Origin of the sequence: Pseudokineococcus marinus (assembly GCF_013004605.1) — a bacterium.
GTDB classification, from domain to species: domain Bacteria; phylum Actinomycetota; class Actinomycetes; order Actinomycetales; family Quadrisphaeraceae; genus Pseudokineococcus; species Pseudokineococcus marinus.
Genome location: NZ_JABEMA010000012.1, coordinates 1 through 26,889, shown reverse-complemented (window position 1 = coordinate 26,889; position 26,889 = coordinate 1). Strand labels below are relative to the sequence as shown.

The 26,889-nt window shown below is 75.8% G+C and carries 24 protein-coding genes; 21 read left to right on the top strand and 3 right to left on the bottom strand.

Going from position 1 to position 26,889, the window contains the following annotated elements:
* The 11 genes from HLB09_RS02260 to HLB09_RS02210 all read left to right on the top strand — a co-directional run.
* On the top strand, positions 1-846 hold an 846-nt coding region (locus HLB09_RS02260; RefSeq protein WP_171201779.1), incomplete at its 5' end, for an ABC transporter substrate-binding protein.
* 11 nt (positions 847-857) lie between these two features.
* Positions 858-1,820 carry an ABC transporter permease gene (locus HLB09_RS02255; protein ID WP_171201778.1) on the top strand — a complete coding sequence of 321 codons (963 nt, stop codon included), beginning with the start codon at positions 858-860 and terminating at the stop codon, positions 1,818-1,820.
* Positions 1,820-2,806: an ABC transporter permease gene (locus tag HLB09_RS02250; protein ID WP_171201777.1), complete on the top strand. Its 987-nt coding sequence runs from the start codon at positions 1,820-1,822 to the stop codon at positions 2,804-2,806. Before HLB09_RS02255 ends, HLB09_RS02250 begins: the two co-directional genes overlap by 1 nt.
* Positions 2,803-4,077, top strand: coding sequence for a M24 family metallopeptidase (locus HLB09_RS02245; RefSeq protein WP_171201776.1), 1,275 nt, complete (start codon positions 2,803-2,805; stop codon positions 4,075-4,077). Before HLB09_RS02250 ends, HLB09_RS02245 begins: the two co-directional genes overlap by 4 nt.
* Before the next feature lie 39 nt (positions 4,078-4,116).
* The gene (locus HLB09_RS02240) at positions 4,117-4,977 is read left to right on the top strand and encodes an alpha/beta fold hydrolase (protein ID WP_171201775.1); all 861 of its coding nucleotides are present in this window, start codon (positions 4,117-4,119) and stop codon (positions 4,975-4,977) included.
* 61 nt (positions 4,978-5,038) lie between these two features.
* Positions 5,039-6,091: an Lrp/AsnC family transcriptional regulator gene (locus tag HLB09_RS02235; protein WP_212755801.1), complete on the top strand. Its 1,053-nt coding sequence runs from the start codon at positions 5,039-5,041 to the stop codon at positions 6,089-6,091.
* A 181-nt stretch (positions 6,092-6,272) separates the two neighbouring features.
* Positions 6,273-7,397: a LacI family DNA-binding transcriptional regulator gene (locus HLB09_RS02230; protein ID WP_212755799.1), complete on the top strand. Its 1,125-nt coding sequence runs from the start codon at positions 6,273-6,275 to the stop codon at positions 7,395-7,397.
* 105 nt (positions 7,398-7,502) lie between these two features.
* Positions 7,503-8,888, top strand: a complete 1,386-nt coding sequence (locus tag HLB09_RS02225; RefSeq protein ID WP_171201774.1) for an ABC transporter substrate-binding protein — start codon at positions 7,503-7,505, stop codon at positions 8,886-8,888.
* The gene (locus HLB09_RS02220; RefSeq protein ID WP_212755797.1) at positions 8,885-9,841 is read left to right on the top strand and encodes a carbohydrate ABC transporter permease; all 957 of its coding nucleotides are present in this window, start codon (positions 8,885-8,887) and stop codon (positions 9,839-9,841) included. Before HLB09_RS02225 ends, HLB09_RS02220 begins: the two co-directional genes overlap by 4 nt.
* Complete coding sequence (locus tag HLB09_RS02215; RefSeq protein ID WP_171201773.1) at positions 9,838-10,752, top strand: carbohydrate ABC transporter permease; 915 nt, start codon at positions 9,838-9,840, stop codon at positions 10,750-10,752. The genes HLB09_RS02220 and HLB09_RS02215 overlap by 4 nt, the downstream gene beginning before the upstream one ends.
* Complete coding sequence (locus HLB09_RS02210) at positions 10,749-13,019, top strand: beta-galactosidase (protein ID WP_212755795.1); 2,271 nt, start codon at positions 10,749-10,751, stop codon at positions 13,017-13,019. Before HLB09_RS02215 ends, HLB09_RS02210 begins: the two co-directional genes overlap by 4 nt.
* 95 nt (positions 13,020-13,114) lie before the next feature.
* Here HLB09_RS02210 and HLB09_RS02205 read toward each other — a convergent pair whose 3' ends face one another.
* Complete coding sequence (locus HLB09_RS02205) at positions 13,115-15,844, bottom strand: endo-1,4-beta-xylanase (RefSeq protein ID WP_212755793.1); 2,730 nt, start codon at positions 15,842-15,844, stop codon at positions 13,115-13,117.
* 222 nt (positions 15,845-16,066) lie between these two features.
* Between HLB09_RS02205 and HLB09_RS02200 the strand changes: the two genes are divergently transcribed.
* From HLB09_RS02200 to HLB09_RS02185, 4 genes are all read left to right on the top strand, one after another.
* Positions 16,067-16,924, top strand: a complete 858-nt coding sequence (locus HLB09_RS02200; protein WP_212755791.1) for an SDR family NAD(P)-dependent oxidoreductase — start codon at positions 16,067-16,069, stop codon at positions 16,922-16,924.
* Between the two features lie 172 nt (positions 16,925-17,096).
* The gene (locus tag HLB09_RS02195) at positions 17,097-17,672 is read left to right on the top strand and encodes a M23 family metallopeptidase (protein ID WP_171201771.1); all 576 of its coding nucleotides are present in this window, start codon (positions 17,097-17,099) and stop codon (positions 17,670-17,672) included.
* Positions 17,673-17,831: 159 nt separating this feature from the next.
* On the top strand, positions 17,832-18,191 hold the full coding sequence (locus HLB09_RS19070) for a DUF4190 domain-containing protein (RefSeq protein WP_171201770.1): 360 nt from the start codon (positions 17,832-17,834) through the stop codon (positions 18,189-18,191).
* Between the two features lie 42 nt (positions 18,192-18,233).
* Entirely contained in the window at positions 18,234-19,679 is a 1,446-nt protein-coding gene (locus HLB09_RS02185) for an APC family permease (protein ID WP_171201769.1), read from the top strand.
* A 28-nt stretch (positions 19,680-19,707) separates the two neighbouring features.
* Here the strand turns inward: HLB09_RS02185 and HLB09_RS02180 are convergent, their stop codons facing one another.
* Positions 19,708-20,622, bottom strand: coding sequence for a LysR family transcriptional regulator ArgP (locus tag HLB09_RS02180; protein WP_246234045.1), 915 nt, complete (start codon positions 20,620-20,622; stop codon positions 19,708-19,710).
* A gap of 67 nt (positions 20,623-20,689) precedes the next feature.
* Here HLB09_RS02180 and HLB09_RS02175 point away from each other — a divergent pair, with 67 nt between their 5' ends.
* Complete coding sequence (locus tag HLB09_RS02175; protein ID WP_171201781.1) at positions 20,690-21,316, top strand: LysE family transporter; 627 nt, start codon at positions 20,690-20,692, stop codon at positions 21,314-21,316.
* A 60-nt stretch (positions 21,317-21,376) separates the two neighbouring features.
* On the opposite strand, the gene HLB09_RS02170 is transcribed toward HLB09_RS02175, so the two are convergent.
* Positions 21,377-21,886 carry a hypothetical protein gene (locus HLB09_RS02170; protein ID WP_171201768.1) on the bottom strand — a complete coding sequence of 170 codons (510 nt, stop codon included), beginning with the start codon at positions 21,884-21,886 and terminating at the stop codon, positions 21,377-21,379.
* 64 nt (positions 21,887-21,950) lie between these two features.
* Here HLB09_RS02170 and HLB09_RS02165 point away from each other — a divergent pair, with 64 nt between their 5' ends.
* The 5 genes from HLB09_RS02165 to HLB09_RS02145 form a co-directional block, all read left to right on the top strand.
* Positions 21,951-22,352 carry a VOC family protein gene (locus HLB09_RS02165; RefSeq protein ID WP_171201767.1) on the top strand — a complete coding sequence of 134 codons (402 nt, stop codon included), beginning with the start codon at positions 21,951-21,953 and terminating at the stop codon, positions 22,350-22,352.
* Between the two features lie 170 nt (positions 22,353-22,522).
* Positions 22,523-23,647 carry an SPL family radical SAM protein gene (locus HLB09_RS02160; protein WP_171201766.1) on the top strand — a complete coding sequence of 375 codons (1,125 nt, stop codon included), beginning with the start codon at positions 22,523-22,525 and terminating at the stop codon, positions 23,645-23,647.
* Positions 23,648-23,687: 40 nt separating this feature from the next.
* Complete coding sequence (locus HLB09_RS02155) at positions 23,688-24,341, top strand: hemerythrin domain-containing protein (RefSeq protein WP_212755789.1); 654 nt, start codon at positions 23,688-23,690, stop codon at positions 24,339-24,341.
* A gap of 177 nt (positions 24,342-24,518) precedes the next feature.
* Positions 24,519-25,082 carry a GNAT family N-acetyltransferase gene (locus HLB09_RS02150; protein ID WP_171201765.1) on the top strand — a complete coding sequence of 188 codons (564 nt, stop codon included), beginning with the start codon at positions 24,519-24,521 and terminating at the stop codon, positions 25,080-25,082.
* A gap of 150 nt (positions 25,083-25,232) precedes the next feature.
* The coding region (locus HLB09_RS02145; RefSeq protein ID WP_171201764.1) for a diguanylate cyclase domain-containing protein at positions 25,233-26,889 on the top strand (1,657 nt) is incomplete at its 3' end.

Here is a 26,889-nt window from a genome sequence, read left to right as displayed (position 1 = left end):
GCGCTCGAGAGCGGCGAGGTCGACCTCGTGGCCAACGCGCTGCCGCCCTCGCAGGTCGAGCGGCTGCGGTCCGCGGACGGCATCGAGGTCGCCGAGGTGCCCGGGCTGGGCTACGCCCACCTCGTCTACAACATGGACGAGCCCCGGCTCGCGCAGGTCGACGTGCGCCGGGCGCTGGCCGCCGCCGTCGACTACGACACGATCCGCGAGGTCGTCCTGCAGGGGCAGGCCGTGTCGGCGGGCAGCAACCCGCTCATCCCGGTGCTCTCGCGGTTCGCCCCCGAGGACGCCGAGGAGTACGCCTTCGACCCGCAGGCGGCGCGCGACCTCATGGCGTCCGCCGGGGTCGACGACCCGTCCTTCCGGCTGCTCTACAACCTCACCGACCCGGTGATGGCGCAGGCGGCCCAGCTCATGGAGGAGCAGGCGGCGGAGGCCGGCATCACGCTCGAGCTCGACGGGCGCGAGCGCAACGCCTACCTCGCCGCGACGGACGCGGGCGACTACGACGTCTACCTCGGCAACTTCGCGATCATGGACGACCCGGTGACGAACTTCCGGCTGTCGTACCTGCCGGGCGGGGTCATCAACTACACCCACGTCGACGACCCGGAGCTGACGGCCCTCGTCGAGGAGGCGGGGCGCCAGCTCGAGGTCGCCGATCAGGTGCCCGTGATGCAGGAGGCCGCGGAGATCGTCAAGGACCAGGTGTACGACAACATCCTGTACACGCAGAACCTCTACATCGCCCACAGCGACGAGTGGTCCGGGTTCGTGGTCCAGCCCAGCGAGCTCCTGTCGGTCGTCAACCCCGTGTCGCTGGCGAACGCCACGACCGCCGGCTGAGGGGACCCGCCGTGCCCGCGCTCGCCTCCTTCACCCTCCGACGGCTCGCCCGGGGGCTCGTCACGGTCTGGTTCGCCGTCACCGTGACCTTCCTCCTCCTGCGCCTGCTGCCCGGGGACCCGGCCCTCGCCATCGCGAGCCCGACGATGACGGAGGAGACGCGGGCGGCCGTGCTCGAGCGGTACGGCCTGGCGGACCCCCTGCTCGTCCAGTACGGGCGCTACCTCCTGGCGCTCGTGCAGGGCGACCTCGGCACCTCCTTCACCCAGGGCCAGCCCGTCAGCGCGGTGCTCCTCGAGCGGCTGCCCTGGACGCTCCTGCTGACCGGCGCCGCGCTCGTCGTCACGGTCCTCGTGGGCATCCCCCTCGGGGTCCTGGCGGCGGCGCGGGCCGGCGGCGGGCTCGACCGCCTCGTCCAGGGCCTCGGCGTCACGGGGCAGTCGCTCTTCGTCCCCAGCGTCGGCGTGCTGCTCCTCTACGTCCTCGGCCTGCAGCTCGGGTGGTTCCCCATCGGCGGCGCCTACGACCGTGGCGTCTACGGCGGCGAGTGGTACCTCATCGTCCTGCACCACCTCGCCCTGCCGGCGCTGTCGCTGGCGCTCGTCCAGCTCGGCGCGTACGTCATCACCCTCCGCTCGACCCTCATCGAGGCGCTGGGCGAGGACTACTGCGCGCTCGCCCGCGCGGGCGGCATCCCCTACCGGCGCGTGCTGTGGAAGCACGCGCTCCGCAACGCCCTCCTGCCGACGACGACGCTCGTCGGGCTCCAGCTGGGCTTCCTCGTCGGAGGCGCCGTGCTCACCGAGACCGTCTACGCCTACCCGGGCGTCGGCCGCGGGATCTACGAGGCCGTCACGCAGCTCGACTTCCCCGTGCTGCAGGGCGCCTTCGTGCTCCTCGCCGTCACGGTCGTCGTCGCGAACCTGCTCACCGACCTCGTCTACGGGCTCCTCGACCCGCGGGTGCGCACCTGATGGCCGCCCCGACCCGTCCGTCGGCGCAGCAGCCGGCCGACCCGTCCGTCGGCCCGCCCTCCGGCCCGACCGTCGAGGCGGTGCCGGGGGCCCAGGCCGTGGCCGTGCCCGGCGCGCCCGCCGAGGTCGAGCAGGTCGCCGCCGGCGGCTCCGCGGCCCGCGACACCTGGCGGGCCTTCCGGCGGCAGCCCCTCGGCGTGCTCTCCCTCGGGGTGCTCGGGGTGCTCGTCGCGGTGGCCGTGCTGGCGCCGCTCCTCGCGGACTACCCCTCGGGCACCGGGTCCTCCGTGCTCGCTCCGCCGTCGGCCCAGCACTGGTTCGGCACCGACAACCTGGGCCGCGACGTCTTCGCCCAGGTGGTGTGGGGCTCCCGCTCGAGCCTGCTCGTGGCCGCGGGCGCCTCGGCGCTCGCCATCGTGCTCGGCACGGCGGTGGCCGTGGCCGGGGCCTGGTGGCCGCGGCTGGACGCCCTCGTCGGGCTCGTCGTCGACCTCGTCCTCTCCCTGCCCGTGCTGCCGCTGATGATCCTCGTGGCGGCCCTCGTCGGGCCGAGCACGACGACGATCGTCCTCGTCATCGCGGCCTTCTCGTGGCCGGAGGTGACCCGCGTGGTGCGCTCGCTCGCGCTCACGGTCGTCCGCCTGCCCTACATGGACGCCGCGCGGCTGCTCACGCCGTCGGCGACGTGGATCATCACGCGGCACCTCCTGCCGGCCGTGACCCCGGTGGTCGTCGTCTCCGTCGTCCTCACCGCGTCCCGCGCCGTGCTCTCCGCCGCCGGGCTGGCCTTCCTCGGCCTGGGCGACCCGCGCTCGTGGTCGTGGGGCCGGGTGCTCTTCGAGGCCCAGCAGGCCGGGGCCATGTCGAGCGCCTGGTGGCTCACCCTCTTCCCGTCGCTGGCGATCCTCGCGCTCGTCCTCGCGGCGACGCTGGCCTCGATCGCCTTCAACGACGCCCGCGACCCGCGCTCGCGGGTGCGCCGGTGAGCGCCGCGGCGGGGCCGCCCGCGTCCGGTGCGGAGGGCGGGCCGGCCGAGGGGGCGCGGTTCTCCCAGCGCCTGGGCCCGGACGTCCTCGCCCGGGTCCGCGCGCGGGTCGTCGAGCGCGTCGTCGCGGCGGGCCTGGCGGGCGTCGTCACCGACGACCCCGAGGACGTCGCGTACCTCACGGGCTTCTGGCACCACCCGTGCGAGCGGCCCGTCGCGGTGTGGCTCGGCGCCGACGGCCGGTGCGTGCTCCTGCTGCCCGTGCTCGAGCGCGAGCACGCGGCCCACCAGGGCGCGACCGCCGAGCTCGTGGACTACCCCGAGTTCCCCGGCGTCGTCCCGCCCTTCTCCGTGCTCGCCGACGTGCTCGGGCAGGACGCCGCCGCCCGCGCGGCGGTGGGCGCCGGTCGGCCCGTCGGGCACGCGCCCACGACGTCGTGGGAGCGCCTCGGCGCCCTCGGGGACGCCCTGCGGCGGGCCCTGCCCGCCGTCGACCTCGCGGCCACGGACGCCGTCCGGGTCGCCCGCTACCGCAAGCTGCCCGAGGAGGTCGCCCTCCACGCGGAGGCGGGCCGCATCACCGACCTCATGCTCGCGGCGGGCCGCCGGCTCGTGGAGGAGGCCGTCGACGCGGGCGGGGAGCTGCCCACCGAGGCCGAGGTGGCCGAGCACGTCACCGCGGTCGGCAGCGGCACCATGCGGGCCGAGCACGACGACGTCGTCGAGTCCGGCTTCCTCGCCGGCGGGCTCGTCTACTCCGGCCCCGGCAGCGCCCACCCGCACGCCCGCCCCTCGGGCCGGCGCCTGCGCCGGGGCGAGACCTTCATGCTCTCCCTCGGCGCCTGCGTCGGCGGCCGGTACGTCGAGGGGGAGCGCACCTTCGTCCTCGGCGAGCCCGACGAGCGCCAGCGCCGGCTGCACGACGTCGTCCGCCGGGCCCAGGAGGCGGGCGCGGCGGCGCTGCGGCCGGGGGCGCGGTGCTGCGACGTCAACGCCGCGTGCCTCGCCGTCGTCCACGAGGCCGGCCTCTCCGAGCACCTGCTGCACCGGCAGGGCCACGGCATCGGCGTCGGCATGCACGAGCCGCCGTGGCTCGAGGACGGCGACCCGACGGTCGTGGAGGAGGGCTTCGTCCTGTCCGACGAGCCCGGCCTCTACGTGCCCGGCCACGCCGGCTACCGCACGAGCGACTCGATGCTCGTGACCGCCGACGGCGCGCGTCCCCTCACCACCTACCCCCGGGCGCTCGACGACCTCGTCGTCGGGCGCTGACGTCCCGGCCGCCCGCCGGCCGCCACCGAAGGAGACAGCGTGCGCGTCACCGTCAACGACAACGAGCTCGAGGTCGAGCTGCTCGGCCCCGAGGGCGCCCCGGTCGTCATCGCCTGCCACGGCGCCCCGGGCCTCGGCTCGCGGGCCGAGCCCCGCGCCAGCTTCGGCCGCCTGGCGGACTCCTACCGCGTCCTCGTCTACGACGCCCGCGGCTCGGGCGTCAGCGAGGGGAAGGGCCCCTTCACGCACGAGCAGTGGGCGGCCGACGTCGAGGGTCTGCGGGAGTGGGTCGGCGCCGAGCGCGTCGTGCTCGCCGGCGGCTCCTACGGCGGCTTCATGGCCATGGAGTACGCCGTGCGCCACCCCGACCGCGTCCTCGCGCTCGTGCTGCGGGACACCTCGCCCGACAACGCGAACGAGGACATGGCGCGCGCCAACGCGCTGGCGACCCGGCGCGTGGACCTCGACCTCGAGAAGTTCGGCCGGATCATGGACGGTCGCACGCGCGACGACGCCGACCTCAAGGAGTGCTGGCGCGAGATCCTGCCGCTCTACGACCACGTCTACGACCCCGCGAAGGTCGAGGAGAAGGTCGAGGCGACCCACTACCGCTACGAGACCCACAACTGGGCCTTCACGGAGAACATGCCGCGCTACGACCTCAAGGACCGGCTGCCCTCCCTCACGTGCCCCGTCCTCGTGACGGTGGGGCGCGACGACTGGATCACCCCGGTCGCGTGCAGCGAGACGATCGCCCGGCTCGTCCCGCATGCTCGTCTCGTGGTCTTCGAGAAGTCCGGGCACAGCCCGCAGGTGGAGGAGGCGGAGGCGTGGACGGCGTGCGTCCGCGGCTTCCTCGACGAGGTCGTCGGCGCCGGCGCGCCCGCGGGCCGCGGCTGAGGTGGGCGTGCACGGGGGGAGCAGCGGGGGAGCCCCCGGAGCGGGCGCGGGGACGGCGACCGTGACGGGCCTGGAGCCGGCCGCCGGGGGGCCCGCCGAGGTCCGGCCGCTCGACGAGCTGGACCGGCGCATCGTCAGCGCCCTGCAGCTCGACGGCCGGGCGAGCTGGACGGCCGTCGCCGAGCGCTGCGGCACGTCGGTGCCGACGGTGGCGCGGCGGGCGGAGCGCCTCTTCGCCGACGGGGTCATCCGCGTCGCCGTCATGCCCGAGGTGGGGGCGGACGGCCCGTCGGAGTCCTTCGTGCTCCGGGTGACGTGCCGCCCGGGGCAGCAGATGCGCGCGATGGAGGAGCTCGCCGCGATGGCCGAGGTGCGCTTCCTCGCGCTGGTCACGGGCGAGGACGACATCGTCGCCGAGTGCGTCATCCCGCGGGGCGCCTCCCTCTTCGAGCACCTCGTGGACGCCGTGCAGCGCCTGGAGGGGGTCGAGCGGTGCCGCAGCGACCTCCTGCTGCACGTCTACAAGGTGGCTCACGACTGGTCGCGCCAGCTCCTCGGCGAGGGCGACGCCGCCAGCGCCGCGACGCACCCGCACTGCCAGCCGGCCCACTTCGACGACACCGACCGCGCCATGCTCGCGCTGCTGCGCGAGGACGGGCGGGCGAGCTTCCGGGCGCTCGCCCAGGAGCTCGGCCTCAACGAGTCGACGGTGCGCCGCCGGCTCGAGCGCCTGCAGATCGGCGGGTGCGTCGCCGTCGTCACCCTCGTCCCGGCCGCGGCGCTGGGCCTGGAGTCGGAGACGCTCCTGCGCATCAGCGTCACGCCCTCCCGCCTCGGGGAGGTGGCGGCGGCCCTCGCCTCCTACCGGTCGGTCCGCTACCTGGCCGCGACCCTCGACGGCAGCTCGCTGCTGTGCGAGGTCATCGCCGAGTCGACCGAGGACCTCTTCTCCTTCACGACGCAGGTGCTGGCCCCGCTGCCCGGGGTGCTCGGGTGGGCGGCCGCCATGGAGGTCATGGTCGCCAAGCGCGGCTTCGTGACCACGCCGTGGTGGGAGGAGCGCGTGCGCCGCGCCTCCCGGCCCCTCGCCGTGGAGGGGCGCCGGGGCGCCTGAGCCGCAGCGCGAGGACCGGCTGCCCCTCGGGCCGAGTCCGTCCCGGTCTGCACCGGTGCGCCCGGCGCCGCCGGCGGCCGTGACCGGAGTGTGACGCGGCTGACCGTTGACTGCGCAGTCAGCACGTCCTTACCGTCGTCCGCGCACGGTCCTGACAGCGCAGTCAACGCGAGGCGGCATGATGACGACGACCGACCCCGGAGCTCCGGCTCCCGCGGTGGTCGACGGCCCGCCCTCCGGTGAGCGCCGGGCCCCCGTCGTCGTCATGACCGACGTCGCGCGCGCGGCCGGGGTCAGCCAGAAGACGGTCTCGCGCGTGCTCAACGGCTCGGCGCACGTGCGCCCCGAGGTGCGGGAGCGGGTCCGCCGCGCCGTCGACGAGCTCGGCTACCGCCGCAACGCCGCCGCCCGCGCCCTCGTGCGCGGCCGCACGCACGTCATCGGCGTCGTGGGCCTGCGGTCGGCCCTGTACGGGGTCTCCCAGCACGTCATGGGCCTCGAGCGAGCGGCGCAGGCGAGCGGCTACGGCGTCGTCGTCGTCTCGACCGCGACCGGGGAGGCCGACGAGGTGCTCCGCGGCGTCGAGCGGGCGCTCGAGCTCGGCGCCGAGGGCGTCGTCCTCGTCGAGCCCTACTTCGACACCCGCGCCCTGCGCGGCCCGCTCGCGGGCACGCCCGTCGTCGCCGCGGCCCGCTCCGCGCACGAGGGCCAGCGGGCCTGGACGGTCGACGCCGACCAGGTCGGCGGGGTCGAGGAGGCGGTGGAGCACCTCGTGGACCTCGGGCACCGGTGCATCGGGCACCTGGCCGGGCCGACCACGTGGCGCAGCGCGCTCGTGCGCGAGCGCACGTGGCGCGCCGCCGTCGAGGCCCGGGGCCTGGCCGTCGTCGAGCCGGTGCGCGGTGACTGGAGCGCCCGCTCCGGCTACGAGGCGACGTGCGAGCTCCTCGCCCGCGAGCCGCGAGGGCGGGTGACCGCCCTCGTCGCCGCCAACGACCACATGGCCGTGGGGGCGATGCGCGCGCTGGCCGAGGCGGGCCTCTCGGTGCCGGACGACGTCTCGCTCGTCGGCTTCGACGACGTGCCGGAGGCGGCGTACCTGCCCGTGCCGCTGACGACGGTGCGCCAGGACCTCGCCCTCGTCGGCGAGCGGGCGGTGGCCAGCCTCGTCGAGCTCGTCGAGGGCCACGGCCGGGCCGACGCCGGCGACGAGCCCCGCCTCGACGTCGTGCCGGTGGAGCTCCGGGTCCGCAGCAGCACGGGCCCGGCCCCCCGCGCCGCCGGGGGTGGTCGCCCGCCGACGTGAGGAGCCGTGCCCGGCAGCGCCGGGCCGCGCCACCGCAGGACCGCTCGACCGCATGACTGCTCGACCGCAGGGACCGCAGCACGACGACGAAGGAGTCGCCCGACCATGACCGCACCCCGCACCCCCCTCCGCTCCCGCTCCCGCGGCCGCGCGCTCGCCGCGGCGCTCGCCGGGACCGCCCTCGTCCTGTCCGCCTGCGGCGGTGGGGGCGACGGCGGCGGCGGGGACGACGCCGGCTCGGACGTCGAGCCCGTGACCCAGGAGCAGATCGACGAGGCGATGTCGACGCCGACCGAGCTGACGTTCTGGACCTGGCTGCCCGACGCGCAGAAGGAGGTCGACCAGTTCGAGGCGGCCTTCCCCGAGATCTCGGTGAACCTCGTCAACGCCGGCCAGGGCCTCGACCAGTACACGAAGCTCCGCACGGCGATCCGCGCCGGCGAGGGCGCCCCCGACGTCGTGCAGATCGAGTACCAGTACCTGCCGTCCTTCACGCTGAACGGCGACCTGCTCGACCTCGGCCCCTACGGCGCGAGCGAGCTGCAGGACTCCTACCCCGAGTGGGTGTGGGAGCAGATCACCGAGGGCGACGCCGTCTACGGCATCCCGCAGGACATCGGCCCCATGGGCTCGCTCTACCGCCAGGACCTCCTCGACCAGGCCGGCATCGAGGCCCCCACCACGTGGGCGGACTTCGAGGAGGCGGCGCGGACGATGAAGGAGGCCGTCCCCGGCACCTACCTGACGAACATGCCGGGCAACGACCCCGGCCAGTTCGTCGGGCTGCTCTGGCAGAACGGCGCCAAGCCCTTCGGCTTCGACGGCGACCAGACGGTCACGATCGACCTCGACACCCCCGAGGTCACCGAGGTCGTCGACTACTGGCAGGGCCTCATCGACGAGGACCTCGTCTCGACCGACGCGGACTTCAACGACCAGTGGTACCAGGGCCTCGCCAACGGCAAGTACGCCTCGTGGCAGACGGCGGCCTGGGGCCCGGTCTTCCTGCAGGGCACGGCCGGCAACACCTCGGGCCTGTGGCGCGCGGCGCCGCTGCCCGCGTGGGAGGAGGGCGACACCGCCACGGGCAACTGGGGCGGCTCGACCGACGCCGTCCTGTCCTCGACGGAGAACCCCATCGCCGCCGCCCAGCTGGCGAAGTGGATCAACACCGACCCCGAGCCGGCGCTGACGCTGGCGCTCGACCAGTTCCTCTTCGTGCCGCACGACGTCGTGCTGGAGGACCAGGAGTTCCTCGACGCCGCGCCGGAGTTCTTCGGCGGCCAGCAGGTCAACAAGCTCTACAGCGAGCTGACCACCGAGGTCGACACCGACTTCGGCTGGCTGCCCTTCATGGACTACGTCTACAACTCCTTCAACGACACCCTCGGCACGGCCATCGACGAGGGCGGCGACATGGAGGCGGGCCTCGCCGCGTGGGAGGACGACATCACCTCCTACGCCGAGCAGCAGGGCTTCACGGTCCAGTGACGGCCCCCACCACGACCGGCTCGGCCGGGGGCGCCACCGCCCCCGGCCGGGCCGGCCCCCGCCGCCGCGGGCACAGCCCCGCCGTGCGCCGCCAGCACCGCGCGGCGTACCTGCTCGTCGCGCCGTTCATGGTCGTCTTCGCGGCGATGCTCGTCGTGCCGCTGGTCTACGCGGCCTACCTCTCGCTCTTCCGCGAGCAGCTCGTCGGCGGCCGCAGCTTCGTCGGCCTCGCCAACTACGCCCGCGCGCTCGGCGACTCCGCCTTCGGCGAGGGCGTCCTGCGGGTGAGCCTCTTCCTCGTCATCCAGGTGCCGATCATGCTGGGCCTGGCCCTGCTCTTCGCCCTGGCGCTCGACTCGGGGCGGCTCTACGCGCAGCGGTTCGTGCGGCTGTCGATCTTCCTGCCGTACGCCGTCCCCAGCGTCGTCGCGACGCTCATGTGGGGCTACCTCTACGGCCCCGACTTCGGCCCGTTCACCCAGATCGCGGAGGGCCTGTCGCTGCCCGCGCCGCCGTTCCTGTCGTCGGGCTGGATGCTCGGCTCGCTGATGAACATCCTCACGTGGGAGTTCATCGGCTACAACATGATCATCATGTTCGCCGCGCTGCGCGCGGTGCCGGCCGACCTCTACGAGGCGGCGCGCATGGACGGCGCCGGCGAGCTCCGCATCGCCTGGTCGATCAAGATCCCGGCCATCCGCTCGGCGATCCTGCTCACCGTCATCTTCTCGGTCATCGGCTCCTACCAGCTGTTCAACGAGCCGAACCTCCTCCAGACGCTGGCGCCCAACGTCATCGACAGCGCCTACACGCCGAACCTCTACGCCTACAACCTCGCCTTCACGAGCCAGGACCTCAACTACGCGGCGGCCGTCGCCTTCCTGCTCGCGGCGGGCATCGCGGTCGTCTCCTACGTCGTCCAGCTCACGAGCCAGCGGAGGGCCCGCTCATGACCGCGACGACGCCGGCGCCCACCGTCGAGGAGGTCGAGCCGCAGCCGCGGCCGCGGCCGAAGGGCTCGACCGGGCGCAAGAGCCCGCTGCTCACCGTGCTCGTCCTGCTGACGCTGCCGTACTTCCTCCTGCCGCTGTACTGGCTGGTGGTCGCCTCGACGAAGGACAACGCGGACCTCTTCTCCTCCTTCGGGCTGTGGTTCGCGGACTTCAACCTCGTGGACAACCTCCGCGACGTCTTCACGGCGCAGGGCGGCGTGTTCTGGTCGTGGATCGGCAACACGGCGCTGTACGCCGGCGTGGCCGGCGTCGGCGCGGCCTTCCTCGCGACGGCCGCGGGCTACGCCTTCGCCAAGTACTCCTTCCCCGCGGGCACCCTGCTGTTCTCGGTCGTGCTCGGCGCGATCATGGTGCCGACGACGGCGCTGGCCATCCCCACGTACCTGCTGTTCGCCGAGGTCGACCTCACGAACACGCGGTGGGCGGTCATCCTCCCCAGCCTCGTCAGCCCCTTCGGCGTCTACCTCATGCGGGTCTACGCGGCGGACGCCGTGCCGACCGAGCTCATGGAGGCGGCGCGCGTCGACGGCGCGGGGGAGATGCGCATCTTCTTCACCGTGGCGCTGCGGCTGCTCGCCCCCGGCTTCATCACCGTGCTGCTCTTCCAGCTCGTAGCGACGTGGAACAACTACTTCCTGCCGCTGATCATGCTGAGCACGCCCAGCAAGTTCCCGCTCACCGTCGGCCTCGCCCAGTGGCAGTCGACGGCGGCGGGCGGCTCGGGGGCGCAGGCCCTGTTCTCGAGCGTCATCACCGGCTCGCTCGTCTCGATCGTGCCGCTCGTCATCGCGTTCCTCTACCTCCAGAAGTACTGGCAGGCGGGGCTCGCCACCGGAGGTGTCAAGGGATGAGTCCTGCTGCAGCAGCAGGCGGCCGAGGAGAGGGCGGCGCGCCGCCCGACGACGTCGGGCGCAGCTGGGGCGACGCCCCGCTGACGCGCCCGCCCGGGGCGCCGCCGGCGCCCCCGGAGCGGCCCGCGGGGGTGTTGCCCCTGCCCGACCGCGTCCTCTTCGGCGCCGCCTACTACCCGGAGTACACGCCCGAGCCGCGGGTGAAGACCGACCTCGACCTCATGGTCGAGGCGGGCTTCACCGTGGTGCGGGTGGGGGAGTCGGTGTGGTCGACGTGGGAGCCCGAGGACGGCGTCTTCGACCTCGACTGGCTCGAGGAGGCCCTCGACGGCGCCCACGAGCGCGGCATCTCCGTCGTCCTCGGCACGCCGACGTACGCCGTCCCGATGTGGCTGGTGCGCAAGCACCCCGAGGTCGCGGCGGTGGACGAGACCGGCCACCCGCGGGCCTGGGGCGCGCGCCAGGAGGTCGACTACACGCACCCGGCGTTCCTCTTCCACGCCGAGCGGGTCGTCCGCGCGGTGGTCGGCCGGTACGCGGCGCACCCGGCCGTCATCGGCTTCCAGGTCGACAACGAGCCCGGGCTGCACCTCTTCCACAACCGCTCGGTGGTGCAGGGCTTCGTCGACGAGCTGCGCCGCACCCACGGCACCGTCGAGGCGCTCAACGACGCCTGGGGCCTGACGTACTGGTCGCACCGCCTCTCGACGTGGGCGGATCTGTGGGAGCCCCGCGGCAACGCGCAGCCGCAGTACGACCAGGCGTGGCGCGCGCACCAGGCGCGCCTCACCACCGACTTCATCGCGTGGCAGGCGGGGCTCGTGCGCGAGCTCGCCCGGCCCGACCAGTGGGTGACGACCTGCGTGTCCTACACGCGACCCGCCGTCGACGAGTACGAGGTCGACCGCGCCCTCGACGTCGCCGCCGGCAACCCGTACTACGCGATGCAGGGCGCGCTCGCCGTCCCCGCCCCGGCCGCGCCGGTGCCGCAGGGCTGGGCGACGGCGGGCACGTGGTCGGTGGTGCACAGCGCCGACCGGATGTGGGCCTCCAAGCAGGCGCCCTTCCTCGTCACGGAGACCAACGCCGGGCCCATCGGCGGGTCGTCGACGAACTTCCCGGCGTGGGACGGGCAGTGGCGCCAGGTGGCGTGGGCGATGGTCGCCCGCGGCGCGCGGATGGTCGAGTACTGGCACTGGCACACGCTGCACGCCGGCACCGAGACGTACTGGGGCGGCGTGCTGCCCCACGACCAGCGGCCCGGCCGGGTGTACGAGCAGCTCGCGCAGCTCGGCGCCGAGCTCGGGACGGCGGGCTCCCTCGTGGCGGGCCTGCGGCCCGACGCGCAGGTCGGCCTCCTCTTCTCCGTGCCCTCGAAGTGGGGGCTGGCCTTCCAGCCCTACGACGGCCCGCGCGGCGCGGGGCACTCACCCGCCGACGAGACCGCCTACGAGCGGCTCACCGGTCCGTGGGCCCGGGCGGCCTTCGACGCGGGCCTCGGCGTGCGCGTCGTCCACGACCGGCAGCTGGTGGAGGCCGGCGCCGTGGTGCGGGAGCCGGCGGACGTCGTCGCCGAGCTGCCGGTGCTCGTCGTCGCGGGGCTCTACGTGGCCGAGGACGCGCTGCTGGACTGGCTCGGGGCCTACGCCGCGGCGGGCGGGCACCTCGTGCTCGGCCCGCGGACGGGGTACGCCGACCCGCTCGCGCGGGCGCGCCGCGAGGTCAAGCCCAGCCGCCTCGTCGGCGCGGCGGGCACCTCCTACCAGGAGTTCACCAACCTCGGGGAGCCCGTTCCCGTGCGCTGGGCGGACGGCGAGCCGCCCGCGCTCTGGCCCGCGGACGCGGCGGCGACGACGTGGGCCGACGCGCTCGTCGTCGACGGTGCTGAGGTCCTGGCGCGCTACGAGCACCCGCAGCTCGGCCGGTGGCCCGCGGTGGTGACCCACCGGCACGGCGCCGGGCGGGTGACGACGGTCGGCACCGTGCCCGACGCCGCCACCGGCGCGGCGCTGCTCGACTGGTGCGCCGGCCTCGACGGAGCCGCGCCGCGGGAGGAGCGGCGCTGGGGCGGCGGACCGTCGGTGACGGTCATGGGCGCCACCGCCGCCGACGGGCGGCGGGTGCACGTGGTCCACAACTGGTCGTGGGACCCGGCGCGCGCCGTCGTGCCCGCGGCGGCGACCGACGTGCTCGGCGGCCAGGCGCTCGACGAGGGTGCCGCGCTCGAGCTCGGCCCGTGGGACGTGCGGGTGCTCGTCACCGCCTGAGGCCGCCCGCGGCACGGCACCAGCACGGACGACGGGGCCCGTCCCCTCCCACCGGGAGGGGACGGGCCCCGTCGTCGTGCGTCAGCGCCGGTCCGTCAGCGACGCACCTCCACCACGAGGTCGGCCGAGGCCTCGAGGTCGGTGCCCCAGTCGTCGGCCATCGTCGTCGTGCAGGTCATCTCGACGACGCCGGGCGCCGTCGCGGTGCCCCGCAGGACGAGCGCCGTGCCCTGGCCGGCGCCGTAGTCGCGGCGTCCGACGCGGTCCGCGGTGCCGTCGACCGGCGCGAGCGACGCCGCCCCGGCCCCGGCCTCGCCGGTGTTCGTCTGCACGCACGTCGTCGCGAGGGAGGCGCCCACGAGCGTCCCCGCCCCGGTGTTCTCCACCGACGCGGGCACCGTGAGCTTCTGCCCGACCTTCGCCCGGACCTCGTCGCGCCGCAGCTCCATCGTGAGCTCCGCCTGGGTCGGCGGGGCGGTGACGACGACGTCGAAGGTCGTCGCCGGGGTGGTGTTGCCCGCGCTGTCGCTCGCCGTGCACGTGACCTCGGTCGTGCCGAGGGCGAAGACCGAGCCGGGCGCCGGAGCGCACGTCGGGGTGACGACGCCGTCACGGGTGTCGCGGGCGGCCGGCAGCGGGTAGTCCACCGGCGTGCCGTCGGGGTCGGTGGCCACGACCTCGACGGTCTGCGGGCCCTCGAAGCGCGGCGGGAGGAAGTCCTCGTGCCGCGGCGGCAGCTGCGACGGGTCGACGACCCCCCAGTAGGCGGGGAGCACCTGCAGGTCGTCGTCGAAGGGCAGCGGCTGCTCCCACGGGCGCGGGCCGGGCCACGTGCGCAGCCAGCTGCGCGCGTTGCTGATGCCCCAGAAGGTCACCGACGCCAGGGAGTCGCTGTGCGTGCGCAGCATGGCGAAGAGGTCGCGGTAGTAGTACCCGAGCTCGGCCGCCGCCTTCTCCCTGTCCTCCGTGACGGGCACGTACGTGCCCCCGCTGCCGACGTCGGCCCCGCGGTTCTCCGTGGAGGAGTTAACGTCGAGCTCGGTGATCGCCTGCAGCAGCGACGGGTCGAGCGCGGTGACGGCGTCCATGGTGTCGTCGAGCCACTCCACGGGCCGGGCGAAGTCGACGTGCGCCTGGTGCCCGACGCCGTCGACCGGCACGCCCCGCTCCTGCAGCGCGGCGACGAGCGAGAGGTAGTCCTCGCGCTTGGACGGGATCTCGGTGTTGTAGTCGTTGATGAAGAGCTCGACCCCGGGGAAGTACTGGTCGGCGAGGCGGAAGGCCTCGTCGACGAAGCCCTCGCCGAGCACCTGGAACCAGCGGCTGTCCCGCATGTCGTGCGGGTTGCCGTTCGGCCCGTCGTCGATCACCTCGTTCACGACGTCCATCGCCCAGATCGGGCTGTCGCCGTCGGGGTAGCGCTCCGCGACGTGCTCGGAGATCGCGCGGATGTGCGCCTCCATGCGCGAGCGCAGGAGCGCCTGGTCCTCGGGGCTGCTCGTCAGGGGCCGGTCGCCGTCGAGGAAGAACCAGTCCGGCGTCTGGGAGTGCCAGACGAGCACGTGGTAGTAGACGTCAGTGCCGGTCGCGTCGGCGTGGTCGAGCAGCGCGTCGAGGTCGCCGAAGGTGAACTGCCCCTCGACGGGCTGGATCTCGGCGGGCTTGCCGTCGTTCTCCGGCGTGAAGGCGCTGTAGTGCTTCTGCAGGAGCTCCGAGGGGCGGCCGACCGTCTCGCGCGGGTCGATCGCGACGCCGGTGTGCTCGATGCCGTCCGCCGCGAGGACGTCCTGGAGGGCCGGCACGTCCTGGATGGGCGTCTCCTCGACGCCGACGACCGCGACGTCGTCGAGGTAGAAGTCGACGCCCGCGGTCCCCTCGACGTAGAGGGTGGCTGTGTCGACCGGCGCGCCGAGGGTGTAGGTGCCCCGCAGCTCGGTCCAGGCGTCGGCCGTGACCTGGCCGCTGGCGCCGGCGACGCCGTCGTAGCTCGTGGCGGTGCCGCGGTCGCGCTGGATGGTCGCGCTCAGGCCCGTGGGCTCCTGCCCGGGGGCGAGGCGCACCCACATCGAGACCTGCACCCGCTGGCCGATCGCCAGGGCGCTCGTGACGTCGAGCGCTGGGCCCTGCCAGCTCTGCAGGCGGTTCGTGGCGAGCAGGCTCGCGCTGCCGCCGTGGGCGTCGTCGGTCGTCAGGGCGACCTGGGCGTCACCGCGCGGGCCCCAGCCCTGCAGGCCGTCCTCGAAGTCGGTGCGCAGGTCGCTGCGCGTGCTGTCGCCCGGCGGTGGCGCGGCCTCGCCGACGACGCTCACGTCGTCGACGTAGTACGCCTGGGTGGCGTCGGGGCTCTCCAGGTACAGCTCGAGCTGGCTGTTCTGCGTGCCGTGCTCGTAGGTGCCGCCGACCCGCGTCCATCCGCTGTCGGTCACGGGCACCTGGTAGGCCACCGAGTCGAACGCCGCGTCGCCGCCCTGCGGGGTGCGGGCCACGCTCATCGTGACCGCGTCCTCGCCGCTGCCGTCGACGAGGCGCACCCACGCCTCGACCTCGTACGTGCCGGCGGGCATGAGGCCCAGCGCGTCGAGCGCCGGCCCGTTCCAGGCCTGGGTCCGACCGGTGGTGAGCAGGCTGGCCTCCCCGGTCCGGGACTGCGCCGTGCTGACCTCGACCTCGGCGGTGCCGCGGCCGAACCAGCCCGCGGTGCCGTCCTCGAAGCCCGTCTCGTAGACCGTCGCCGGCTCCGCGCCGGCGGTCGGTGCCAGCACCACGCCGAGCGGTGCGAGCACGCCGAGGGCCAGGGCCCCGGCTCCCAGACGTCGTCGTCCCATGGAGCTCCTCCTCGTGCGCGGCGTCGTCGCCGCGACTAAAACGATTTCTACACCGTGCCCCGGAAGGGGACCACGGCCGTGGGGCGTCGTCAAGATGCGTCTCGTCCCGATGCGCCCGGCTCGTCCGCGGCCGCCGCCGGAGAGCGGGGACGTGACGCGCCGGGCAGGATGCGAGCTCGCCGCCCGGCCGGTGCGGCGTCGGCTCCCCGGGAGGTGGGCTCCGTGCGCCCCTACGTCGTCGACGGCGGCACGGCCGTCGTCACCGGTGCCGCCGGCGGCATCGGCGAGGCGCTCGCGCGGGCGCTGGCCGCGCGCGGCAGCCACCTCGCGCTGCTCGACCGGGACGCCGAGCGGCTCGAGGGCGTGGCCTCGGCCCTGCGGGCGGCGCACCCCCTCCTCGGGGTGCGGACCTACGTCGTCGACCTCGCCGACCGGGCCGCGACGGCGCGCGCGCTCGACGCCGTCCGCGCCGACCACCCGCGCGTGACCCTCGTCGTCAGCAACGCCGGGGTGGCGCTCGGCGGCCTCTTCCGCCACCTCACCCTCGAGGAGTTCTGGTGGGTCGTCGAGGTGAACCTCCGGGCCACGGTCCAGGTCGTCTCCGCGCTGCTCCCGGCGCTGCGGGAGCAGCCGGGCTCGCACGTCGTCACGGTGGCGAGCATCTTCGGCGTCGTCGCGCCGCCCGGCCAGAGCGCCTACGCCACGAGCAAGTTCGCCGTCCGCGGCTTCACGGAGGCCCTCCGCGCCGAGCTGCGCCCCGACGGGGTGGGCGTCACGTGCGTCATGCCGGGGGGCGTGCGCACCCGCATCGCGCAGGACGCCCGCGGCGCCGCGAGCCTGTCCGCCGAGGACGTGGCGGCGGGGCGCGCGTCCTTCCAGCGCCTGCTGACGATGGACCCGGCCGACGTCGCCGAGCAGGTCCTGGACGCCGTCGAGCGGCGGCGTCCGCGCCTGCTCGTCGGCTGGTCGGCGAAGCTGCCCGCGCTGCTGGAGCGCCTGGTGCCGGGGGCCTCGACCCGGGTGCTCGGCCTGCTCGCCCGGTCCAGCGCGCCGGGCCGCCGCCTGCTGCGCGGCCGCTGACGCCCTCGGCCGCGTCGTCCCCCCCCGGGCGCGTGACCCGGACGAGACCTGCGTGTGACCGGGTCGAGACCTGGGCGTCAAGGACGGCGGCGGCCGCGCCGATGCCTCCGGGGAGAGCGCGCTGCCCGGAGCACCGGCGGCGCCGGCGCACGAGCCACCGGGGGACCTTCCGATGACGTCGACCACCAGCACCCGCCCGACCACCGCCCGCCACCTGCGTCGCGGGCTCGGCCGCCTCGCCGCCGTGGCCGCGGCCCTCGTCGTCGCCACCACGGCCTCGCTCGTCCCCGCGCACGCCGAGACCGGCGCCATGGTCGTCCCGACGACCGGTCGCGTCACCGGCGTCGTCGGGAAGTACTGCTCCTCCGGCGCGGCGCACGGGGGCATCGACATCGCGGCGGCCACGGGGACGCCCGTGCGGGCCGCCGACAGCGGCGTCGTCAGCATCGCCGGGACGCGGGCCGACTCCGCCAGCTACGGGATCTTCGTCCGCCTCCACCACGGCACGCGCTACCGCACGATCTACGCCCACCTCAGCAAGCTGGCCGTCACGCCGGGGCAGACCGTGAAGGAGGGGCAGGTCATCGGCTACGTGGGCAACACCGGCAACAGCTACGGCAGCCACCTCCACTTCGAGGTCCGCCTCGACAACGTGCGCCAGAGCGGCATCAACGCGAGCTTCCCCTGCGGGAAGACCGTCACCGCCGGGACGCCGATCGCGTGGAGCTTCCCCTCCCTCGCCCGCTGAGCGCGACCGTCCCGGGGTGAGGGGGAGCGGGATCGGCGCCGCGCCGGCCACGCCCTCGCACCCGGACGGGCGGTCGTGCGCCCCGTCCGGGCGCGCCGGCGGCGCCGGGCCCGCTCGGGCGGCAGGCTGCGGTCCCACCGACCGACGCAGGAGCAGCCCGTGAGCGACGACCCGTACCGCCAGCAGCCGGCCCCCTACGGGCAGCCCGCGCCGTACGGCCAGGCCGAGCCCTACGGCGGCCGTCCGTCGCCGACGTCGACCGCGGCGACGAACAGCAAGGCGATCGTCGCCATCTGCCTCGGCTTCGCCGCGCCCCTCGTCGGCCTCGTCTTCGGGATCCTCGCGCTGCGGGAGATCAAGCGGACCGGCGAGGGCGGCAGGGGCTTCGCCATCACCGGCGTCGTCCTCGGGGCGCTCCTGCTGCTGGTCGTGCTCGCCTACGTCGGGCTCATCGTCGCCGTCCTGGTCAACCTGGCCAGCAACGGCGGGCAGATGTCCGGCGAGCTCTTCGGCCCCTGACGGTCCGGCCCGTCGCGCGGTGGGCGGCCCTACGGTTCCCGCGTGGCGAGCCTGCAGCGGTCCCTCGGCGTCCTCCCGCTCGTCGCGCTCGGGGCCGCGGGCGTCGTCGGCACGAGCTGGATCTACACGAACGGCGAGTTCTTCGCGCGCTACGGCGCCGGAGGGGAGATCTTCGGCCTCGTCGTCGCCGCCCTGCTCGCGAGCACGGTGGCGATGGCCTACGCCGAGCTGGCGGCCGCCCTGCCGCGCGCCGGCGGCGAGGTGGTCTACGCGTACACCGCCTTCGGGCGGCGGACGGCCTTCGCCGCGGGGTGGCTGCTCATCGGCGCCTACGTCAGCTCGCTGGCGTTCTACGTCACCGCCTTCGGCTCGCTCCTGTCCGACGTGCTGCCCGGGCTGCGGACGACCGAGCTGTACCGGGTCTCGGGCGAACCCGTGTTCCTGCCCGTGCTGGCCCTCGGCGTGGGCCTGGCCGTCGTCGTCTTCGCCCTGACCTGGGTGCGTGCGGCCCTCGGGGCGCGGGCGCAGGTGCTGCTGCTCGCCGTGATGCTCGTGCTCGGCGCCGCGCTCGTGGTGGTGGGGCTGACGACGGGCTCGCCGTCGAACTTCTGGCCCCCGTACGCCGAGGGCTCCCAGCCCGTCGCGGAGACCCTCCGCTTCGTCCTGCCCGGCCTCACCTTCCTCACCGGCTTCGGGCTGGTGGCGGTGCTGGCCGAGGACGCCGACATCACCCCGCGACGACTGGGTCGCGTCGTCATCACGTGCGTCCTCGTGGCCGCGGGCTTCTACGTGCTCGTGCTGCTGTCCTCGGCGTGGGTCATCCCGTGGGAGCGGACGGCGCAGCTGCCGAAGGGCACGATCGACGCCTTCCGCGAGGCGGGCTTCCCCGTCCTCGGCGGCGCCGCCTACGCCATCGCCGTGCTCGGCCTCCTCACGAGCTTCCTGGCGCTCTTCCTCGCGAGCTCGCGGATCGTCCTGGCCATGGGCCGCGCCGGCCTGCTGCCGAGGGCGCTCGGCCGGCTCACCGGGCCGCGGTCCACGCCCGGCCCGGCGCTGGTCTTCACGCTCGTCGTCACCGTCGCCCTCGGGTCGCTGGGCGAGGCCGCGACCACCTGGTTCCTCGACACCGGTGGCGTCTACATCGGCCTGGCGTGGGCCCTGGCCGTCGCGAGCATGTACCGGCTGCCGCGCCGCTACCCCGGTCTCGAGCGGCCCTACCGGCCGCGGCTGCGCTGGGCGCCCGCGCTGGGGGCGGCCGCCGCCGTCGGCGTCATCGCCTTCGCGCTCTACCCCGGCACCAGCCTGTCGCTCGTGTGGCCGCAGGAGCACGCCGTCCTCGCCGCCTGGGTGCTCCTCGGGCTCGTGCTGCTCCTGCTGGCGCGCGGCGACGACGAGGCGGCGCGGCACGAGCTCCTCGGCCCGCTGCACGACCAGCTCGGCGAGAGCCCCGGCGGAGGCCGGTCCCGGGACCGGCGCGGTCGCGGCTGAGCCGTCCCGGCGTCCGGCCGCGACGCCCTCAGCGCAGGACGGCGCGGGCGGCGGTGCGGACGGCGTCGGCCACCGCGTCGAGGGCGGCCGACCGCAGCGACCACTGCTGCCAGTGCAGGACGACGTCGCTGCGGTCCCGCGGCGCGTCGCCGGGCGCGAGCGCCACGAGCGAGCCGTCGGCCAGCCCGGGGGCGCTCTGGAGGTCGGGGAGCATGCCCCACCCCATCCCGGCGCGGACGGCCGCGAGGAAGGCCGTCGACCCGGGCACGTGGTGGGACGGGGGGTCCACGGGCCGGCGCGCGCGCCGGGCGGCGAAGTCGTGCTGGAGCCGGTCGCCGCGGTCGTAGACGACGACGGGCGCCGCCGTCAGCGCCGCCGCCGACAGCCCGTCGGGGAACCACCGGCGGGCCACGGCGGGTGAGGCCACGGGGCGGTAGCGCATCCGGCCCAGGCGGGTCGTCGAGCAGCCGGGCACGCGGGCGGTGTCGCTCGTGACGGCCGCCATCACCTCGCCCGAGCGCAGGAGCGCCGTGGTGCGCGACTCGTCCTCGCGGCGCAGGTCCAGGCGGACCTCCGCGGCCAGAGGCGCCAGCGCGGGCAGCACCCAGGTGGTGAGGGCGTCGGCGCCCACGGCCACCGCGACCTCGGGCAGCCCCCCGTCGCCGGCGCCGAGCTCGGCCGCCGTCTGCGCGGCGGCGGCCTCGACCTGGCGGGCCAGGCGCAGCACGGCCTCGCCGGACGGGGTCGGACGCGCGGGGCGCGAGCGCACGAGCAGCACGCGCCCCGTGGCGGCCTCGAGGGCGCGCAGCCGCTGGCTCACCCCCGACGGCGTCACGTGCAGGCGCGCGGCCGCCGCCTCGAAGGAGCCCGTCGCCGCGACGGCGGACAGCGCCTCGAGCTGGCCGACGTCCCATCGCAGCCGCTGCGGGCCCTCTTCGCGCATGCTGAGAGATGCTACGGGTGGCGCAGCGACCTGATCTGGTCTTCATCGGCGGGTGCCCCGTAGCGTCGTGCCCGTGGACGCGCACGCCCTGCTCGCCGGCCTCGGGCTCGGCCTCTCGCTCATCGTCGCCATCGGCGCGCAGAACGCCTTCGTGCTGCGCCAGGGGCTGCGCGGTGAGCACGTGGGCGCCGTCGTCGCCGTCTGCGCCGCCTCCGACGTCGTCCTCATCACCGCGGGCGTCGCGGGCGTCGGCGCGCTCGTGCAGCAGGCCGAGTGGGCGCTCGTCGTCGTGCGCGTCGGGGGAGCGGCCTTCCTCCTCGGCTACGCCGCCCACGCGCTGCGGCGGGCCGTGCGCCTGGCCGACGCGGCGCTCGACGCCCGCACCGCCCCGGAGCGCGGGACCCTCGCCGGGGCGCTCACCACCGCGCTCGCGCTGACGTGGCTCAACCCGCACGTCTACCTCGACACCGTGGTGCTGCTCGGCTCCATCGCCGGCACCCACGGGGACGACCGCTGGTCCTTCGCCGTCGGGGCGGTCGCGGCGAGCGCCGCCTGGTTCCTCGCCCTCGGCTTCGGCGCCCGCCTCCTGCGGCCGCTCTTCGCGCGCCCCGGGGCCTGGCGGGTGCTCGACGCGCTCATCGCCGTCGTCATGACGGCGCTGGCGCTCTCGCTGCTCACCGGGCTCGGGGGCTGACGGCCCGAGCGCCGGCGGCGCCGAGGCCGACGGGCCCGGCGCCGGCGCGGGGACGGGGCCTCAGGGGGTGCGGCGCCAGGCCAGCCGCATCCACGGGACGTCGCCGCCGGGCGTCTCGCGGACCCACTCGGCGCTCATGGCGGCGCCGTCGTCGGCGACGCGCAGGGTCGCCCGCGCGCCCGGCGCCCGGAAGGTCCACGTGCCGGCCGCGTCGACGGACGCCGTCGACGACGCGACGCCGCCCGCGTCGTCGTAGGCCCGCGTCGGGAAGGCCCCGAGGGCGGGGTCGAAGGGCTCGAGGACCTCGAGCGCCCGGGTGCGCCTCCCGGCGACCTCGACGTCGACCTCGTGGACGACGGTCGGCCCCAGCCACCGGTAGACGTCGGTCCCGGCGACGGCGCCGACGACCGTCGTCCCGTCCTCGCCGAGCACCTCGCCCGACGCCTCCCACGTGCCCACGAGCGGGGCGGGCGTCGGGGGAGCGCTGAGCAGGGGGTCCTCCGGCGCCTGCGCCGGGGTCGCGGACCCCTCGGCCGTCGCCTCCTCGTGGGCCTCGAGCTCCTCGACCACCAGCGGGCACCTCCGTCGTCGCGCACGGCGCCGCGGCGGCGCCCGCGGGTCCATGCTGCCGGACATGACGAGCCGCATCGCCGCCATCGCCCTCGACGCCGTGGACCCGCGGCCCGTCGCCGACTTCTGGTGCGCCGTCCTCGGCTGGCAGCAGGTGGACGAGGACGCCGACGGCATCAGCATCGGACCGCCGGACGGGGCCGCCGACGCCGCCGGGCCGACGATCGACGTCCTGCGCGTGCCCGAGGGCAAGACGGTGAAAAACCGGCTCCACCTCGACCTGCGGGCCGACGGCTCGACCACGGCCGAGGAGCTCGCCCGGCTCGAGGCGCTCGGGGCCCGCCGCGTCGACGTCGGGCAGGGCGACGACGTCACGTGGGTGGTGCTCGCGGACCCCGAGGGCAACGAGCTGTGCCTGCTGCAGCGCACGGTGCAGGACGTCGAGCGCGAGGAGCCCGCCGGCTGAGCCCGGCCGGCCGCCACCAGCACAGCGACCTGCTGAACGGCGGCCCCGCATGGTCGCCGACCCCCTGACCTGCGGTGACGCGCAGCGCCCCGGCCTTCTGCAGGTCGCTGTGCGCCGCGCGTCACCCGCTGCGGGCGGAAGGAGGACCGGCCCGGGGGCGTTCCCCCTGCATGACGACGACGGCGCCGCGGACCGGCCCGGACCCCCACGCCCCGCTGCCGCCGCGCGCCCCGCGGCGCTGGGTGCCGAAGCGCGTCCTCGTGACGCGCTCGGCCGCCGAGCTGCCCCACGGGCAGCGGATCCTGCGGCGCGCCGAGGCGGCCGGGGTCCAGGACGTCGAGCTGCTGACGGGCGACCGGCTCCCGCCGCTGCGCGGCGAGGACGAGCGCTCCACGTACGCGCTCGCCAAGCAGACGCTGGCCGTCGTCGTGGCCCCGCCGAGCAAGCGGCGCCCGCAGCCCATCCCGCCGAGCGCCGACTGGCGCGTCGACCTCGCCGAGGGCTGCCCCGCCCACTGCCAGTACTGCTACCTCGCCGGCTCGCTGGGCGGCCCGCCGATCACCCGCGTCTACGCCAACCTCGAGGAGGTGCTCGACGGCGTGGCCCCGCTCGTCGGCACCGGCGGCGTCACCAGCGCGAGCGAGGACCGCCGGGCCGAGGGCACGACCTTCGAGACCAGCTGCTACACCGACCCGCTCGCGCTCGAGCACGTCACCGGCTCGCTGTCGCAGGCGATCACGCACGTCGGGACGGCCGACTTCGGCGGCCCGGTGCAGATGCGCTTCACGACGAAGTTCGACGACGTCGAGCCGCTGCTCGACCTCCCGCACGGCGGCCGGACGCGGGTGCGCCTGTCCGTCAACGCCCTCGGCGTGCAGCGCTTCGAGGGCGGGACCGCGCGGATGCCGGAGCGGGTGGGCGCCCTGCGGCGGCTGGCTCTCGCGGGCTACCCCGTGGGCCTGACGGTCGCGCCGATCATGCCGGTCGAGGGGTGGCGCGACGAGTACGGCGCCCTCCTCGACGCCGTCGCCGCGGCGACCGCCGACGTCCCGGGCCTCGACCTCACCGCCGAGCTGATCACCCACCGCTTCACCCCGCGCAGCAAGGAGGTCCTGCAGGGCTGGTACCCGCGCAGCGCCCTGGAGATGGACGAGGACGCCCGGCGCCAGAAGCGCGGCAAGTACGGGGCGGTCAAGCACGTCTACCCGGCGCCGGTGATGGCTGAGCTGCGGACGTGGTTCGAGTCCGCGCTGGCCGAGCGGCTGCCGGCCGCCCGGCTGCTGTACTGGACCTGAGCGCCGCCTCCGGCCGGGGACGGCAGGACCAGGAGGACCCGTGCCCGAGCGGACGCCCGCCACCGCGACCAGCGCCAGCCCCGCGGCGCCCGGGCTGCCCGTGGTCCCGACCCCGGACGACGGCGTCCGCCGCAGCGCCGAGCGGGTGTGGGACGAGGCCGCCCGCCCGCGCGGCCCCGAGCCGGACGCCGGGCGCACCTACACCGAGGACGAGGCGACGCAGGGGCGCCACCTCGTCGACGTCCACGACCACCTGCGCTCGGAGCTCGCCGAGCTCCACGACCTCGTCGACCAGGTGGCGGCCGGCTCCGTGCCGCCCGGCGTCGCGCGCAGCCACATCGCCACCATGACGCTGCGCCAGAACGCCTGGACGCTCGGCACGTACTGCCAGAGCTACTGCCGCGTGGTGACGACGCACCACACCATCGAGGACCAGTCGATGTTCCCGCGCCTGCGCTCGCAGGACCCGCGGCTCGGGCCGGTCGTGGACCGGCTCGAGGAGGAGCACCACGCCATCCACGACGTGCTCGAGCGGGTGGACCGGGCGCTCGTCGCGTCGGTCGCGGCGCCCGGCCCCGCCGGCGTCGCCGAGGTGCGCGCCGCCGTCGACCTGCTCTCCGACGTGCTCCTCAGCCACCTGGCCTACGAGGAGCGCGAGCTCGTCGAGCCGCTCGCGCGCCTCGGCTTCGTCTGACCCGCCGGACCGGGCCACCGACCGGGCCAGCGGATGCAGCACGGCCCCACGAGCTCACGACCGCCGCGGGCCGCGTCGCGGCCGAGCGCGCGCGACGAGCCCCTCCCGGTCGAGCGCCTCGCGGCCCGGGCGCTGCCGCAGCGGCTCCCCGGGGCTGCGTGGTCCTAGCCTGCGGCTGTGGTGAGTCCCGCACCGGCGCCCGCCTTCGCCCTGCACGTCGACGACGACCTCGAGCTCGTCCTGCGCGAGGCCTGGACGGCGGTGCCGCTGGCCGACGTCATCGCGGCGAACCTCGAGCACCTGCGCGCCTGGGAGCCGTGGGCGCAGGGCGAGCAGACGCTCGAGGGCCTCACCGCCTTCACGCGCGCCCAGCTCGCCGCGTGGCTCGAGGGCCGCGCCGTCCCCACCGCCGTGCGCTGGCGCGGTCGCCTCGTCGGGGCCGTCGGCGCGTCGGTCGACACGTGGACGGGGACGGCCGAGCTCGGGTACTGGGTGGCGGCCGACGCGCAGGGGCACGGCGTCGTGACCCGCTCGTGCCGGGCTCTCGTGGACCACCTCGTGCGCGACCGCGGCGTCGGCCGCGTGGAGGCGCGGTGCGTCGTCGCCAACGCGCGCAGCCGCGCCGTCGCCGAGCGGCTCGGGCTGCACCTCGACGGCGTGCTGCCGGCCGCGATGCCGCTGCGGGGTCGGCGCGAGGACGTGGCCCTGTACGGCCTCCCCGCCGATCGCTGGGGCGGCTGAGGGGCCGCCCCCGAGGGGCCGGCCGTCACCGGACGCCCTGCGCGACACCGCCTGCCGGGGCAGCGGTGGCGCGCCCACCCGGACGGCCCTCCGCCACGGGGCCGGTCCGGTGGTCCCGCTGGTCCGATCGGGCGAGGAGACCCGTCCGCGGTGATCATCACGGTGCGGCTGACCGGGCCCCCGGCCGATGCCCGGGCCATGGACGACGCACGCCGGCCCGCGCCCCCCACGGGGCTCCCGCTCGCGCCCAGCCGTCCCCCCGGCTCCTCCCCGGGCCGTCCCGAGGCGTCGGCGCCGAGGACCCCGGGGGAGACGAGCGCGGCCGCGTGGCGCTCCGCGGCGGGCGACCCCGGGCTCGAGGCGCTCGTGCGCGTGGCCGCCGCGGTGACCGGTGCGACGTCCGCGTCGGTCAACCTCCTCGACGGCAGCGAGCAGTGCGAGCTCGCCGCGCACGAGATCGTCCTCGGCACGACGCCCGTCGCCGACTCGATGTGCGTCGTCCGCATCGCCGAGGGGCGCACGGTGCACGTGCCCGACGCCGCGGCCGACCCCGACTACGCGGGCGTCCCGTGGGTGGACGGGCGGTGGGCCCGCGTCCGCCTCTACGCCTCGGTGCCGCTCGTCCCGACCGCCGGCGGCGCACCGCTGGGCACGCTCTGCGTCTTCGACGACGAGCCGCGGCACCTGACGGCCCCGCAGCTGGCGCGGCTCGAGGACCTCGCGCTCGCCGTGACGGCGCTGCTCGAGCGGCGCCGGGAGGCGCAGGTCAGCGCCCGCCTCGCGCAGGAGGCCGACGAGCAGCGCGACCTCGCCGAGCTCGTCATCGGCGAGCTCGCCGCGCGCAGCGAGGACATGGAGGAGCGCTCGGAGCTCATCGAGGCCGTCCTCGCCACGGTCGACGTCGCGGTCGTCGCCTGCGGCCCCGACGGGCGGCTCACCCTCTTCAACCGCACGGCGCGGCAGTGGCACGGCATGGACGCGGACACCTCCGTCGACCCCGAGCAGCTGGCCGACCGCTACGCCCTCTACGAGGCCGACGGGACGACGCCGCTCGTCGCCGAGCGGATCCCCCTCGTGCGCGCCCTCCGCGAGGACGTCGAGGTGGCGGGCGCCGAGATCGTCATCGCCCCGGCGGGCCAGCCGGCGAGGACGGTCTCGGTGTCCGGGCGCGCGCTGCACCGCGCCGACGGGACGGCGCTGGGCGCCGTCGTCGTCATGGCCGACGTGACGGCCGACCGCGCCCAGCGGCGCCTCGTCGAGGAGGCGCACCAGCAGGTGCGCGATCGCGGGGCGCTGCTCGAGCGCGAGGTCGCGAGCCGGCGCGCCGCCCAGGACCAGCTCGCCGCGGCCAACACCGAGCTCCAGCGGCTGCTGCTCGTCGACGGGCTCACCCGCCTCGCCAACCGCCCCTGCCTCGACGACCACCTCGCGCGCCAGTGGAGCGCGCACGCCCGGCGAGGGACGCCGCTGTCCGTCCTCATGGTCGACGTCGACCACTTCAAGACCTACAACGACACGCACGGCCACCTCGCCGGCGACGCGTGCCTGCGCCGCGTGGCCGACGTCCTCGCCGACGCCGCCGAGCGCGGCGGCGACCTCGTGGCCCGCTACGGCGGCGAGGAGTTCGCCGTCGTCCTCGACGACACCGACGCCGCGGGCGCGACCGTCGTGGCCCGGCGCCTCGTGGAGGCCGTCCGCGCCGCCCAGCTGCCGCACGGCGGCCCGGGCGCCGGGGGCCGCGTCACCATCAGCGTCGGGGCGGCCACGTGGCACCCCGGCGCAGGGCACCCCGGCGCAGGGCACCCGG